The organism is Anaerobacillus sp. 1_MG-2023 (assembly GCF_030547345.1).
Taxonomy (GTDB): Bacteria; Bacillota; Bacilli; order Bacillales; family Guptibacillaceae; genus Guptibacillus; species Guptibacillus hwajinpoensis_B.
Map to the genome: position 1 here is coordinate 90,583 of NZ_JAUORD010000002.1, position 14,764 is coordinate 105,346.

General features: G+C 39.6%; 11 protein-coding genes, 6 tRNA genes and 1 riboswitch. Of the genes, 12 read left to right on the forward strand and 5 right to left on the reverse strand.

All coding sequences use genetic code 11. From position 1 onward, the window contains the following. From cysC to Q4550_RS04225, 4 genes are read left to right on the forward strand one after another with little or no spacing between them, the layout of a single operon-like run. A complete protein-coding gene (cysC, locus tag Q4550_RS04210) occupies window positions 1-609 on the forward strand; it encodes an adenylyl-sulfate kinase (protein ID WP_306558356.1) in 609 nt (202 codons plus the stop codon). A 56-nt stretch (window positions 610-665) separates the two neighbouring features. Then, complete coding sequence (cobA, locus tag Q4550_RS04215) at window positions 666-1,451, forward strand: uroporphyrinogen-III C-methyltransferase (protein WP_303530593.1); 786 nt, start codon at window positions 666-668, stop codon at window positions 1,449-1,451. A 13-nt stretch (window positions 1,452-1,464) separates the two neighbouring features. Continuing rightward, the gene (locus Q4550_RS04220; protein WP_303530594.1) at window positions 1,465-2,211 is read left to right on the forward strand and encodes a sirohydrochlorin chelatase; all 747 of its coding nucleotides are present in this window, start codon (window positions 1,465-1,467) and stop codon (window positions 2,209-2,211) included. Next, complete coding sequence (locus Q4550_RS04225; RefSeq protein ID WP_303530595.1) at window positions 2,208-2,771, forward strand: NAD(P)-dependent oxidoreductase; 564 nt, start codon at window positions 2,208-2,210, stop codon at window positions 2,769-2,771. The genes Q4550_RS04220 and Q4550_RS04225 overlap by 4 nt, the downstream gene beginning before the upstream one ends. Before the next feature lie 122 nt (window positions 2,772-2,893). Here Q4550_RS04225 and metH read toward each other — a convergent pair whose 3' ends face one another. From metH to Q4550_RS04250, 5 genes are all read right to left on the reverse strand, one after another. Beyond that, window positions 2,894-6,280 (reverse strand): methionine synthase, encoded by a 3,387-nt coding sequence (gene metH / locus Q4550_RS04230; RefSeq protein ID WP_371018280.1) that lies wholly within the window; start codon window positions 6,278-6,280, stop codon window positions 2,894-2,896. Between the two features lie 40 nt (window positions 6,281-6,320). Then, complete coding sequence (locus tag Q4550_RS04235) at window positions 6,321-8,177, reverse strand: bifunctional homocysteine S-methyltransferase/methylenetetrahydrofolate reductase (RefSeq protein WP_303530597.1); 1,857 nt, start codon at window positions 8,175-8,177, stop codon at window positions 6,321-6,323. After that, complete coding sequence (metC, locus tag Q4550_RS04240) at window positions 8,174-9,367, reverse strand: cystathionine beta-lyase (protein WP_303530599.1); 1,194 nt, start codon at window positions 9,365-9,367, stop codon at window positions 8,174-8,176. The genes Q4550_RS04235 and metC overlap by 4 nt, the downstream gene beginning before the upstream one ends. Next, window positions 9,354-10,484, reverse strand: coding sequence for a methionine biosynthesis PLP-dependent protein (locus Q4550_RS04245; RefSeq protein ID WP_303530601.1), 1,131 nt, complete (start codon window positions 10,482-10,484; stop codon window positions 9,354-9,356). Before Q4550_RS04245 ends, metC begins: the two co-directional genes overlap by 14 nt. 74 nt (window positions 10,485-10,558) lie before the next feature. Continuing rightward, window positions 10,559-10,669, reverse strand: a riboswitch (SAM riboswitch). 85 nt (window positions 10,670-10,754) lie between these two features. After that, on the reverse strand, window positions 10,755-11,564 hold the full coding sequence (locus tag Q4550_RS04250) for a DUF1189 domain-containing protein (RefSeq protein WP_303530603.1): 810 nt from the start codon (window positions 11,562-11,564) through the stop codon (window positions 10,755-10,757). Window positions 11,565-11,801: 237 nt separating this feature from the next. Between Q4550_RS04250 and Q4550_RS04255 the strand changes: the two genes are divergently transcribed. The 8 genes from Q4550_RS04255 (at window position 11,802) to Q4550_RS04290 (ending at window position 14,725) form a co-directional block, all read left to right on the forward strand. Then, entirely contained in the window at window positions 11,802-13,430 is a 1,629-nt protein-coding gene (locus Q4550_RS04255) for a Na/Pi cotransporter family protein (protein ID WP_303530605.1), read from the forward strand. A gap of 101 nt (window positions 13,431-13,531) precedes the next feature. After that, entirely contained in the window at window positions 13,532-14,014 is a 483-nt protein-coding gene (locus Q4550_RS04260; RefSeq protein ID WP_303530606.1) for a DUF456 domain-containing protein, read from the forward strand. A gap of 134 nt (window positions 14,015-14,148) precedes the next feature. Then, window positions 14,149-14,223: transfer RNA gene (locus Q4550_RS04265), tRNA-Asn, on the forward strand. A gap of 3 nt (window positions 14,224-14,226) precedes the next feature. Beyond that, window positions 14,227-14,303: transfer RNA gene (locus tag Q4550_RS04270), tRNA-Met, on the forward strand. Between the two features lie 21 nt (window positions 14,304-14,324). Beyond that, a tRNA-His gene (locus Q4550_RS04275) sits at window positions 14,325-14,400 on the forward strand. 12 nt (window positions 14,401-14,412) lie between these two features. Continuing rightward, window positions 14,413-14,489 (forward strand) — tRNA-Ile (locus Q4550_RS04280). 10 nt (window positions 14,490-14,499) lie between these two features. Further along, a tRNA-Ser gene (locus Q4550_RS04285) sits at window positions 14,500-14,592 on the forward strand. Between the two features lie 56 nt (window positions 14,593-14,648). After that, a tRNA-Met gene (locus Q4550_RS04290) sits at window positions 14,649-14,725 on the forward strand. The last annotated feature ends 39 nt before the right edge of the window (window positions 14,726-14,764 follow it).

Sequence of the window (14,764 nt, forward strand, 5' to 3'; positions counted from 1 at the left end):
ATGACAGTGAACAATAATTTAACCTGGCACGATACAGTGGTAACAAAAGAAATGAGGCAGCAGAGAAATCAGCATAAAAGTGCAGTACTCTTCTTTACAGGTTTGTCTGGTTCCGGGAAATCAACACTGGCAAATGATGTTTCAAGGAAGCTTCATGAATTAAACGTCCAAAGCTATGTTCTAGACGGTGATAATATCCGTCAGGGTTTAAATAAGGATCTTGGTTTTCGAGAAGAAGATCGCAAGGAAAATATTAGACGTATTGGGGAGGTGTCTAAACTACTAGTTGATAGCGGTCAATTCGCAATCACTGCATTTATTTCCCCGTTCCATAGTGATAGACAAGTAGTACGTGAACTTCTGCAACAAGGTGAATTTATTGAGGTATATGTGAAATGTCCAATAAATGAGTGTGAGAGTCGAGATCCTAAAGGATTATACAAAAAAGCTCGTAGTGGCGAGATTCCTCACTTCACAGGCGTATCATCTCCTTACGAAGTACCGATCAATCCCGAAATCACCATTGATACGGACAACCACTCCAGAGAAGAATGTGCTAATAAAGTGATGTCCTATTTAGTAAAGCAAGGGTTGATTATAAATCAATAACTTTTGAGCTTAAGTGATTTTAAAGAATAAAATCAACTCGTGGAGGAGGAAATCAGATGGGGAAAGTTTATCTAGTTGGTGCAGGGCCAGGAGACATCGACTTAATTACAGTGAAAGGCGTAAAGTGTATTGAGCAGGCAGATGTGATCCTCTATGATCGCTTAATCAATCAAGACCTTCTCGATTACGCAAAAGAAGGGGTCGAGTTAATTTACTGCGGTAAGCTACCTGATTACCACACACTAAAGCAGGAAACCATTAATCGTTTTCTCGTAAAGCATGCACTTAAAGGGAAAGTGGTCACAAGGTTAAAAGGAGGAGACCCTTTTGTTTATGGTCGAGGTGGTGAAGAAGCCGAGGTCCTTTCAAACCATGGAATTCCCTTTGAAATCGTTCCAGGAATTACTTCTGGTATTGCTGCCCCTATGTATGCAGGCATTCCAGTAACACATCGTGAACTAAGTTCAACATTTGCATTTGTAACTGGTCATCGTAAAGAAGGCGAAGAAGAAGAATTACGTTGGGAGAGTCTCGCTAAAGGTATAGATACACTCGCCATTTATATGGGAGTGAAAAATCTAACTTATATTTGTTCGATGCTTCGAAAATATGGAAGGAATAAAGAAACTCCTGTTGCGCTTGTTCACTGGGGAACGACACAAACCCAACAAACGGTAACGGGTACCCTTGAGACAATAACAGAAGATGTAAAGAAAGCAGGAGTGCAAAATCCAAGCATGATTATAGTGGGTGAAGTGGTCAACTTAAGGTCGAAACTGAATTGGTTTGAGAAAATGTCACGAGATGAACAAAGCACTAAGTCGGTCGTTAGCGCCTTATAGGAGGTGGTGGATAGTGAAAGCCATTCTATATATATGTCACGGTAGTCGCGTGAAAGAAGGAAGAAATCAAGCGGTTGAATTTGTTGAGAAGTGTAAAAAAGAACTTGGGTATCCAATCCAAGAGACATGTTTTCTTGAGCTATCGAAGCCCGATATTTATCAAGGTATATCAACATGTGTACAACAAGGTGCGAAAGAAATCGTGGTAGTACCCGTCTTATTACTTGCAGCAACTCATGTAAAGAAGGACATTCCGAATGAAGTAGAGCGCGTTTCTAAAGAATTTCCATCCATAACTTTTCACATGGGATGTCCTTTCGGAGTTCACGATAAGTTGATCTCTATTATAGAAGAAAGAGTAAGGGAGACAGGAGTTTCCATTCAACAAGATGCAAGTGCTCTACTTGTAGGGAGAGGAAGTAGTGATCCTGATACAATAAGAGATTTAGATCGAATCGCAAGGCGAATCCTTGAAAAGATGAGATTTAAAAAGGTCTCTGTGTGCTATCTTGCAGCTGCAACTCCAACCTTTGATGAAGGAATTAAACACGCTAAAAACGGCACTAATAGTCAGATCTTTGTCATTCCTTATCTTTTATTTACAGGTGTTCTAATGAGAGAAATGGAACATAAAATAAGTAAGTTAGATGGAGATGGTCCAGATTTCTATCTTTGTCATTACCTTGGCTACCATGAATTTTTGAAAGATGTATTGAAAGAAAGAGTAATAGAAGCATATGAGATGGAGGTAAAGGTATGAGGGAATATCCGGTTACCCTTAACCTGGTAGGAAAAAAAGTTGTCATTGTTGGAGGGGGGCGTATCGCACTTAGGAAGCTCAAAGGTCTACTTGGTTGCGGCGCGAATCTAAAAGTAGTAAGCCCTGATATTCACATTGACATTAAGAAATATGTGGATTCTGACAATATTACCCTGATGGAACGCGCAGTTAGGGAGTGTGATCTACATAATGCGTTTTTAATTATTGTGGCGACCAATTTGTATGATGTGAATGAATTTGTTGTCAAACATGCCGAAGATAATCAGCTAGTTAATGCATCACATCAGGCTGACAGAGGTAACGTGTCTCTACCTGCAACGTTGAGGCGAGGAAGACTAGTGATATCTGTTGTCACAGGTGGAGCAAGTCCGTTGCTCGCGAAGAAAATTCGAGATGACCTTTCGTTGCAATATGACCAGTCATATGGACAGTATGTAGAGAGTTTATATAAGAAAAGGCTGGAAATAAAGAACAATCACATGTGTGAAAGTGAAAAGAAGGACATTTTAGAAAAAGCTATGAATAAGACATTTCTTTAATCACATGCTATTGATTCGCTTAAACTATTTTTCTATTTCAAGATCATCAATGATACGTTTGAAGCGATCTTAAAATTACCATAAGAAACAAAAGGAGGAGCCCTAGCTCCTCCTTTTGTTTCTTATAAAACGTTAAAGTATCTTCCTTCTGGGTGAGCGAAAACCATTGCAGTGACAGAGGCTTCGGGCTCCATCATACATCCATCTGTTAATTCAATCCCAATGTCTTGGGGATGAATGAGTGCAAATAACTTGTTTTGATCTTCGAGTTCGGGGCAAGCAGGGTATCCAAAAGAAAAGCGTTGTCCCTGATATTTTGCTGAAAATCGATTCTGCATAGTGAAATCTGTGGGATCTGGGAATCCCCATTTATCTCTCATCAACTGATGAATGTGTTCAGCAAGACCTTCAGCAGTCTCTAGAGCTAATGCTTGTAGTGCATGACTTTCCAGATAATCACCTTTATTTTTTAACTCTAGAGAACGTTCACGAATTCCTCTTCCCGCTGTAACAGCAAAGAATCCAACATAATCCATTTCACCACTTGATACCGAACGAAGGTAGTCAGCAAGACATAAGAAAGGTTCTTTTTGCTGACGAGGAAATGAAAACCGTTCAATAACTGTTTGATGATCATGTGGAGAGTAAATGATCACTTCATTCCCATTGGACTGTGCTGGGAAGAACTGATACTTCGCTGAGGGCTGTATCCAATTTTCTTTTTTCGCTCGAGTTAACAGCTGATCAACCACTTCTTTTAAATGAACAGCCTTCTCGTTTTTTTCCTCTAATAGTCTTGATACCTTCCCTTTAAGACCCAGGTGATGTCCAATTAACATCTGCATATTTATATATGGCTCAATATGTGCAACAGAGTGATTCCTTAAAATATGTGGCTCAAGGTCGTACGGCTGATAAACCTGCACATCAGTCGTTACATTAGAAACAGGTTTAACAGCAACTGCCGTTCTGTTATTAGAGCTAGTTTTCCTTTCTATGACAGGTTGAGTAGCTCTTTTTTTAGAATGCTCTTCCATAAGAGTTCTTTTTTCTTCTTCATTACTTAGCCGATTGGAAAGCGATAGTCCTTCCATTGCGTCCTTTGCATAAAAAACAGGTCCATCGTACTCAGCTGAAATTTTATTATCGGTAAATTTACGTGATAGAGCCGCACCGCCTACCATAATTGGTATAGATATTTTAGCTTGCTTCATATCTTGAGCGGTCAGAACCATTTGTTGGGCAGATTTCACTAATAGTCCTGAAAGTCCAACAAAATCTGGCTGTTGCTCCTGAATCTGATGAATAAGATCGGTAGGGGTAACCTTGATTCCAAGGTCAACCACCTCAAAACCATTATTACTTAATATTATTTCAACTAGGTTCTTACCAATATCATGAACATCGCCTTTAACGGTTGCTAATAATACTTTCCCTTTAGTATGGGAGGCATCTTCTTTTTCCATGTGAGGTTCGAGGAAAGCGACGGAAGCTTTCATCACCTCTGCACTTTGGAGTACCTCAGCAACAATTAATTGGTTATCATTAAATAATTTACCCACCTCTGCCATCCCATTCATTAGAGGTCCATTGATAATTTGAAGTGGAGAACTGTATTCATTAAGGGCTTTTTCTAAATCTTGCAGCAAACCTTCTTTTGTTCCTTCTACTACATATAAACTAAGTCGTTCTTGAAGCGTGAGGTTCGACGTTTGTACTTTGCTTTCTTTCTTTTTACCACGATAATAAGCTGTAAAATCAGCAAGAGTCATGTCGTTTGTTTCGAAAAGAAGTTCATCTGCAAGCCGAACTTCTTTATCAGAAATGGAAGCGTATCGTTCTAATTTCTCAGTGTTTACAATTGCGTAATCTAATCCTGCTTTTGTACAGTGGTATAAATAGGCAGCGTTTAGTACTTCTCTCCCTACAGGAGGAAGCCCGAATGATACATTGCTAATTCCGAGTATAGTCTGACAGTCCGGGAGGGCTTCTTTAATAAGCTTTATCCCTTCAATTGTTTCAGAAGCTGAGCCGATGTATTGTTCATCGCCTGTTCCGATCGGAAAAACAAGCGGATCAAAAATGATATCCGAAGATTTGAGACCGTATTTAGAAATGAGTAGCTCATGTGAGCGTTTAGCAACTTCAAGCTTACGTTCAGCTGTTATCGCCATCCCTATCTCATCAATAGTGCCAACTACAACGGCGGCGCCATATTTATGAATAAGAGGAGTGACAGCTTCAAATCGTTCTTCTCCATCCTCGAGGTTAATTGAGTTGATGATCGCTTTTCCTTGTGAATAAGAAAGGGCTTTTTCAATCACCGCGTCATCTGTTGAGTCAATGATAAGAGGAGTTTTTACTTTATTTACAACATATTTCATGAAATTCTCAATATCTGCAAGTTCGTCACTATCAGGATTTGCTAGGCAAATATCGATAACCTGCGCTCCTTTTTTTACTTGTGAGCGAGCTATTTCAGAAGCCTCTTCAAATTTCTCCTCAGCTATAAGACGTTTGAATTTCCGCGAACCAATCACATTTGTCCGCTCTCCGACAAGAACAGGTCTTGTATTTTCATCATAGATAAATGGCTCAATCCCTGAAATTGCGTGCGGGTGGGAGTGAGGTGCTTTTCTAGGCTGAACATTTTTCACAGAATCTGATATCGCTTTGATATGAGCAGGTGTCGTTCCACAACAACCGCCAACTACATTTAGCCAGCCTTTTTCCGCAAATCCTCTAATTTTTGATGCCAAACTTTCTGGCGTTTCATGATATTGCCCCTCTTCATCTGGAAGACCCGCATTTGGATAGCAACTCACAGAAGTTGTGGCAAGGTCTGATAGAGAGCGAAGGTGATCTCTCATAAATTCTGGTCCTGTTGCACAATTTAGACCAACAACAGCTGGGTTCATGTGTTCGAGTGATAAATAAAAAGCTTCAATGCTTTGACCTGCGAGAGTTGTTCCCATCGGTTCGATAGTACCAGAAATGATAAGGGGAACAGAACGTTTGCTTTCTTTAAAAGATTTTGAAATTCCAATAAAAGCAGCTTTAACATTTAGCATATCCTGACTTGTTTCAACAAGGAGGAGATCTACGCCACCTTCTAGTAATCCTTTTGCTTGTAATTGATAGGATCGGCATAGAGCTTCAAATGTAGTGCCACCTGTAACAGATAATGTTTTTGTTGTTGGCCCCATTGAACCAGCTACAAAACGGGGCTTATCAAATGTCGTCACTTTTGAAACTGCTTCTTTTGCTAGAATGGCAGATGTGTAGTTAAGCTTTTCAGCAAGATGGCCAAGATTATATTCGTCGAGAACGAGATCGGTCGCTCCGAAAGTGTTCGTTTCAATAATATCAGCACCACAAGCTAAGTAATCATCATGAATTGAGGAGATAAGATCTGGTCTTGTTAAAGATAAGTATTCGTTACAGCCTTCGTAATCTTCACCACCAAAATCAGCGGGCTTAAGATTAGCCTGTTGAATCATTGTTCCCATGGCTCCATCAAGAACAAGAATTCTCTTCTTAAGTAGATCTTCAAATGAGGGGTAGACCACTATGAATCTTCCTTTCTTCTTCAATACGAGTTTTTTCTTTAATGTAACGAGTTAATTCTACTGTTAATTCGTAGCGCAAGAACGGTGTTATTAAATAAATGCCATTGAATAAATCGAATGCTGTATCAATTAAGGACTTTGCGATGGCGAGTCCTTCATTTTGTGACTCACTGGCATCGGTGGCTGTGGACATTCGCTTACGTATTGAATCAGATAATTTTATTCCTGGTACTTCATTATGCAGGAATTCGGCATTTCGATAGCTTGTTAACGGCATGATTCCGATGTAAATTGGGCAAGTTAAATGTTTTGTAGCTTCATGTACTTCTATTAATTGTTCTTCGCTATAGATAGGCTGACTAATAAAATAATCCGCTCCATACTGTTGTTTTTTCTCAAGTCTTGCGACAGCTCGGTCAAGATGGCGAACATTAGGGTTAAAAGCTGCTGCGATCGAAAAGGAAGTCTTCATCCCAAGTGATTTACCGGAGTAAGACAACCCGCTGTTGAATTGTTTGATTAACCGTATAAGATCGAAAGATGAGACGTCATATACAGAAGTTGCACCTGGAAAATCTCCTATTTTTGTAGGGTCTCCAGTAACAGCGAGTACTTGATTAATTCCCAGTGTATGAAGCCCCATTATATGCGATTGTAATCCGATAATATTTCGGTCTCTACAAGCTATGTGCACGAGAGGGCGAACATTAAATTGTGACTGAATAGTTGATGCCATAGCTGTATTGCAAATACGAGGTGAGGCAAGGGAATTATCGGCTAGTGTAATAGCATCTACTCCGACTTCTTGTAAAGCCTTCGTACCCTGGAGATACTTCTTTGTATTTAGTTTCTTAGGCGGATCAAGCTCTACGATAACAGAACGTTGCTTTTGAGCAATTTCATGCAAGTGGGGCAAACGTTCTATGTTGTTTTCGGTTTGTGTCATTTCTTTAGCTATTACTTCTATTTTTTTATGAGTAATAGGTTTTGTTCCCTTTAAAGCTTTTGAAGCAGCAGCGATATGTTCGGGTGTTGTACCACAACATCCTCCAATTAATCGAACACCTTGTTTGTGGAGAGATTCAGCACTTTGTTTAAAATAATCAGGGGCAGTGGGATAAACCAATCGTCCCTCCTCATAGTCGGGTAAACTTGCATTTGGATAAGCAGAGAGATAACTAGTTGAAAGGGGGACCTCTTCAAAAGCTTGAATCATGTGATATGGCCCTAGTCTACAATTAACACCTGTCACATCTGCTCCAGACTCTTCTAAATGTTTAAGAGCAGATGGAAGGGAGGTCCCGTTTTGTAAAACCCCGGGTTCATGCATAGAAACTTGAGCTATTATGGGGAGGTTCGTTTGTTTTCGAGCAATCGCAAGGACTGATGAAATCTCTTCAAGATCGTAATAAGTTTCGAGTAAGATCCCGTCAACACCCTCCAGTAGAAGACAGTATAACTGTTCTCTAAAGCTACGTTTAATTTCATCAAGAGAAGTCTTTTGAGTATTGATTCCTCGTATGCCACCGATAGTTCCAAATACATAAGTCGCTTTGTTTGCTGCTTGTCGAGCTAATTTAACAGCTTCAGTGTTCATTTCTTTTACATGATCTTCAAGACCATATCTCGCTAATTTACTGTAGTTTGCTCCATAGGTGTTCGTTTGTATCACGTCTGAACCTGCTTCTATATATGCGCGGTGTATGTTTAAGACTTGCTCTGGTTGCGATAGATTTAACTCTTCAAAACATTGATCTACCCCATATGAATAGAGAAGTGTTCCCATCGCGCCATCACCGATTAGAATATTGTTTTTTAATTTATTAAGGAAACTCATAGTTGACCACTCGCTTCAGAAGCGGAGTATTGCTTTCTAATAGCTGCAAATCCATTTTTGAAATCTTTTAATAAATCATCAGGATTTTCAAGTCCCACAGACAATCGCAATAATCCATCTGTGATGCCTCGTTTTCTGCGTTCTATAGGAGGCATAGAAGCATGTGACATTCTAGCTGGATAGGAGAGAATTGATTCTACGGCACCAAGACTTACCGCGAAAACAGGAATTTGAACATGCTTTGTGAATAGACGCACGGCATTTTCATCAGGTAACCGAAAGGACAAAACTGCACCAGGACCAGCGGCTTGATAAATATGAGTGGAGTGACCAGGGTGATAAGAAAGCCCTGGATAAAAGACTTCTTCTACCATCTTTTCTTTAGTAAGAGCATGCGCAAGACGAAACGCAGATCTAGACGATTGATCTAGTCGACAATGCAATGTTTTTAAGCCACGGAGAACTAACCAGGAATCGTGAGCGCTTAAGATCGATCCAAACGAGTTTTGCAGGAATGCAAGCTGTTCCGCTAATTCCTCACTTTTTACGGCAGCAAGACCAGCGACGACATCGCTATGTCCTGAAATGAATTTCGTAGCACTATGCAATACGATATCGGCTCCGAAGTCTAACGGACGTTGTAGAGCAGGTGTCATAAAGGTGTTATCGACAAATGTTAAACAATTATTCGCTTTAGCTAATTTAACAACGGCTTGAATGTCAGTTACCTTCAGCAAAGGATTAGAAGGCGTTTCGATATAGATTACTTTAGTATTGGATTGAATACCTCTCGCCACTTCATTTAAATCTGTCATGTCTACAAAAGTATGTTTAATTCCAAATCTACCGAGAACGTCGTGAATCATGCGATACGTCCCACCGTAGACGTCTTCAGATATAAGAACGTGATCGTTTTGTGAAAGAAGCATAAAAGAGGTGGCGATAGCGGCCATCCCAGAAGCAAACGCAAATCCCTTAACCCCACCTTCAAGATTGGCAATTGTTTCTTCAAGCGCTTCGCGAGTGGGGTTGCCTGAACGACTGTAATCGTATTTTCCTGGTTGGTCAAAATCCACCTGATGAAATGTAGAAGCCTGTTGGATAGGGACGCTAACAGCTCCCGTAGCTTTATCAAATTTGTGATCGTTATGAAGAAGTTTTGTTTGAAATGTATAATCAGTATTTGTCAATTTGTACAACCTCCTCTTTAAAAATGGACAATGCTTGATTCAGGTCCTGTATTAAGTCATCAATGTTTTCAATCCCAACAGAGAAACGTAGCAGTCGATTGCACACCCCTTTTTCAAGTCTGATGTCTTCTGGTATTTCAGCATGAGTTTGCGTTGAAGGATATGTGATAAAGCTTTCTACCCCTCCAAGACTTTCAGCAAATGTGACAAGTGTTAATTTTCTAAGAAAGAGATCTACCCATTCTTCGGACCGCAATCTGAAAGAAAGAATCCCACCTTTATCTGGATAAAAAACGTCTGTTATTGCTTCATGATTCGTTAAAAATTCAGTTACCTTTCTGGCATTCTCTTCATGCTGCTTCATTCTGAGTGGCAAGGTTTTCATGCCTCTCATTAATAACCAGGAATCAAAAGGAGAAAGCACAGCGCCTGCACCGTTTTGGTATTGTTGGATTTCAGCGCAAATATTCTCACCTTTTGCAACCACAAGCCCTGCGAGAATATCATTATGACCGCCTAAATACTTAGTGGCACTATGCACGACGATATCCGCCCCAAGCAGTAGTGGGTTTTGTAGAAGAGGGGTGAACAAAGTATTGTCTACAATAAATAATAGGTCCCTGTTTTCTGCTATACGTGCAATTTTTTCAAGATCTGTTAATTTCATTAATGGATTAGATGGATTCTCAACAAAAATGGCTTTTGTACGGTGAGTTAGGAGTGATGAAAGTTGTACATTGCTTTGTGTATCAAAATATGTGAAGGAGATACCATAATGTTTTTCAGCATGGGCAAATAATCGATAAGTCCCACCATACAAATCATCTGAGACGAGAATATGGTCGCCGCTTTTGAATATGGCAAGGATTGCTTGAATCGCAGCCATTCCGGAACTAAAAGCAAATCCCTGATCCCCATGTTCGAGTTCTGATATAGCGGATTCTAAAATGGATCGTGTCGGGTTTTTGGTTCTTGAATAATCGAATCCGGTGGATTGACCGATGCCTTCATGGCTATACGACGTGGAGAAGTACACTGGAGGATTTACCGCACCGGTTTTAGTATCTGAATGATTACCTAATTGGACAAGTAGTGTTTCTAACTGTTTATTCGACATAATCAATCTCCTTTTCATTGAATAAGGGCAATAAAAAAAAGCCCTCTATAAGAAGAAGACTTTGGTTGCTCTTCTTCTTATCTTCCAAGTTGAAATCAACTTGCTGGAGTTAGCACCTTACCGGAAATTATCCGGTGGTTGCTGAAGCTTCATAGGGCCAGTCCCTCTGCTTCTCTTGATAAGAATTGAAAATATATGGAATTTTATTGTGTCGCTTTTTTCATAATCTACATCACTTTAAAGTGAAAAGCAAGGGATTTGAGTAAATTATCAAAATTTTTCTTCTGTTGGATCATTTGCTCGCTCGTTCGTTACCCGTTTTTTTGGTAACGGGATTTCTTTAATCGTAAGATAAAGTAGCATGATGGCCACCATCCAATAGAGTAGGAATCCTAAAGGGACTGCTGTTTTAATGAGGGCCATAATCGCAAAGAAGAGCGTTGGAATTGTTACTGAATAAACAGATAAGACCCAAAGTTGTTTATAAGAAGCTTTTCTTCCGGTAATACTTCTCAATAGTAGTCCAATTGTAGCTAGTACGGTAACTCCTATAAACTTAAGGCCGGTTTGAAACAAATAGATAACGAATATCAGTAACGGAATAAAGATAGGGAGCAAGTTGTCTAGGTTATTACTTAACTCATTAACATCTTGCTTCGTGAACGTCATCGAACTAAAGTTACTGTAATTAAACTCTTGTCTAGCGCCGCTATCTACAACGATTATACGATCTTTTAGGAAAGCGATAACGGAATCATATTGATCAACATCATCAGGCTTTGTCTGGTCTGTCGCATCAAAAATAAAAGTATTTCCATCATTTTGTCGAATAAGCGGTTCAGACTGCTCACTTGTTAAAGATCCATCCTCTAAAGTGAATTCTGGTAAATCTGATATATGTGTTTTGAGATCCTCATAAGCGTTTGTAAAGGATAAAGCCGTCATAATTCCAACTGGCACAGAAGAAAGGAACATAAGGAAAAATACGTACAATATTGGCTTACCTAGCTTTTGAAAACGGAACCGGGCCATCATATTTGGGGAAAATAAGCTGTAGTAAAGTTGTTTAAAAACGTTCAAATTAATAATCTCCTTTCTAAATGTGGAGTATTTCTCCACCCAATCAGTTTATCTTATATAGAGAGGTGGGAACAGTATTCTTAATGAAACTTTATTGAAACATGTTTGTTTTCGGCATAATATATTTACAATTCTAGATTAACTCTTTACAAAGGAGGGAGCGATGTAGATAATAGACAAGGGACTTTGTTGAGTATTGTCGAAAAAAATAAAACATAAGTGCAAGGGGTTGAAATGATGGAACTCAACGTTCAGGAGATGATCTTTCAGTTTGTGGGAGGTCTTGGTATTTTCCTGTTTGGACTAAAGTATATGGGAGATGGCCTTCAACGATCAGCAGGTGATCGATTAAGAGATATTCTCGATCGTTTTACCACTAACCCGTTTATGGGTGTGCTTGCGGGGATTGTAGTTACTATCTTATTACAAACTAGCTCAGGTACTACAGTTCTTACAGTGGGATTGGTAAATGCAGGATTTATGACCCTAAGGCAAGCTATCGGAGTTATAATGGGTGCTAATATAGGAACTACAGTAACTGCATTCATTATTGGTATACCTATTAAAGATTACGCCTTACCAATAATTTTCCTCGGTGCAGCATTAATCTTCTTTGTTAAAAACAAAAAGATTACTTATCTTGGGCAGATAATATTTGGTTTTGGTGGATTGTTCTATGGCTTAGAACTTATGAGTAATGGTATGAAACCTTTAAGAAGTCTTCAGGCTTTCCATGATCTCACACTTAGTATGAGTGACAATCCAATATTAGGGGTAGTAATTGGTACTGTATTTACTGTAATCGTTCAGAGTTCTAGCGCTACCATTGGGGTACTTCAAAGTTTGTTTTCCCAAGATGCAATGAATCTTCAAGCAGCTATGCCAGTATTATTTGGAGATAACATTGGTACAACTGTAACTGCTGTTCTAGCATCAATTGGTGCATCAGTAGCAGCTAGAAGAGCAGCCCTTACCCATGTGATTTTTAACTTAATTGGAACAACGATCTTTTTAATTATTTTGTCCCTATACACCCCTTTTATTTCCTATCTTCAAGGTGTATTAAATCTTAATTCAGAAATGACAATCGCATTTGCGCATGGAATTTTCAATGTGTCTAATACAATAATTCAGTTTCCTTTCATTGCTTTACTAGCCGTTATAGTTACGAAAATTATTCCTGGTGATGATTCAACAATTGAATATAAACCTAAACATTTAGATCCTGTGTTCATTGAACAATCTACTTCAGTGGCACTTGGACAAGCGAAAGAAGAAGTTATTCGTATGAGCGGTTTTGCTTATAAAGGTGTTCAAGAGGCTTCTAACTATCTGACTTCTAAAAGTCAGAAAAGCGCAGAAAAAACCGCTCAGTATGAGGAAGCTATTAACAACCTAGATACTAAAATTACAGACTACCTTATTCAGCTATCAGCCACTTCTTTGTCCGGTGATGAGTCAACACGACATGGTATGTTAATGGACTCTGTTCGGGATATTGAGCGTATTGGGGATCATATGGAAAATATTGTTGAATTGGTTGATTATCAGATTAGTAATAAAGTTAAAATGACTGACGTTGCAATGAAAGATCTTGATGAAATGTTTAATTTAACCCTTTCTGCACTACAAGAAGCCTTTGATTCACTCGATAAATGGGACGTAGCAAAGGCCCAGGATGTTGTGCAATTGGAAGATAAGATCGACAAAATGGAAAGAACGCTTCGTAAACAGCATATCCTTCGTCTAAATGAGGGTGAATGTACTGGAAGTGCTGGAATTGTTTTTGTTGATATCATCAGTAACCTTGAGCGTATTGGTGACCATGCGGTGAATATTGCAGAAGCCGTCATTGGAGAAGAATAAATTTGGGAAGCAGAGGGATGCCTCTGCTTCTTTTTATCATTATATAGAAGGAAAGTGACATCTCCGCTAAAATAGAGTCAAGTTGAAGGGAGGTTAAAAGCGTGGATATTCTATTATGGTGCCTGATCATTGCGTCATTCATCATTGCATTTGTGGGATTGATTTATCCGATTATTCCAGCCGTACTATTTATTTATGTTGGGTTTATCCTGTATGGGGTGTTTTTTGAGTTTGGTTCAATGACTATTTCCTTTTGGATTGTTGAAGTTCTGCTGACGATGTTATTATTTGTTGCGGACTATGCTAGTAACTTATTTGGCGTGAAGAAGTATGGAGGGTCAAAGGCGGCGATATGGGGGAGTACAATTGGTTTACTTGTTGGCCCGTTTGTTATTCCATTTGCAGGAATCATCCTTGGACCATTTATCGGTGCTATCTTAGCTGAATTAGTTATTCATCGAAAAGCTTTTAAAGAATCTGTTCAAGTAGGTGTAGGTTCATTGCTTGGTTTTCTTGGTGGAGCTGTTATGAAAGGTTTACTCCAAATGGTCATGGTTGTTGTGTTCCTAGTGTATGTCCTATAAGTTCTTGATGACAAAATGAAAGCGTGATATAGTATTTTCATAATTGAAATTAAGATTAATTCAATTAAATTTGAAAAACTTATTGACGCTTTCTTAATCTATATGATATATTAGTTCTTGTCGTTAAGAAATATTCCACAGTAGCTCAGTGGTAGAGCTATCGGCTGTTAACCGATCGGTCGTAGGTTCGAATCCTACCTGTGGAGCCATATGGCGGTGTAGCTCAGCTGGCTAGAGCGTACGGTTCATACCCGTGAGGTCGGGGGTTCGATCCCCTCCGCCGCTACCATAATTTTAACGATAAAACATGGCGGTTGTGGCGAAGTGGTTAACGCACCGGATTGTGATTCCGGCATTCGTGGGTTCAATTCCCATCAGCCGCCCCACTTATTACATAAGGACCCTTAGCTCAGCTGGTTAGAGCTGACGGCTCATAACCGTCCGGTCGCAGGTTCGAGTCCTGCAGGGTCCACCAAATGCATATCGGAGGAATACCCAAGTCTGGCTGAAGGGATCGGTCTTGAAAACCGACAGGGGCTTAGTCGCCCGCGGGGGTTCGAATCCCTCTTCCTCCTCCATTTTTTAAAAGTTAGCTTTCTAAAAAATGGATGCAAATTAATTTCTTTTACATTATCGCGGGGTGGAGCAGTTCGGTAGCTCGTTGGGCTCATAACCCAAAGGTCGCAGGTTCAAATCCTGCCCCCGCAACCAAAATAAAATTCTTACTACGTCGAACATACTTCTTTGTTA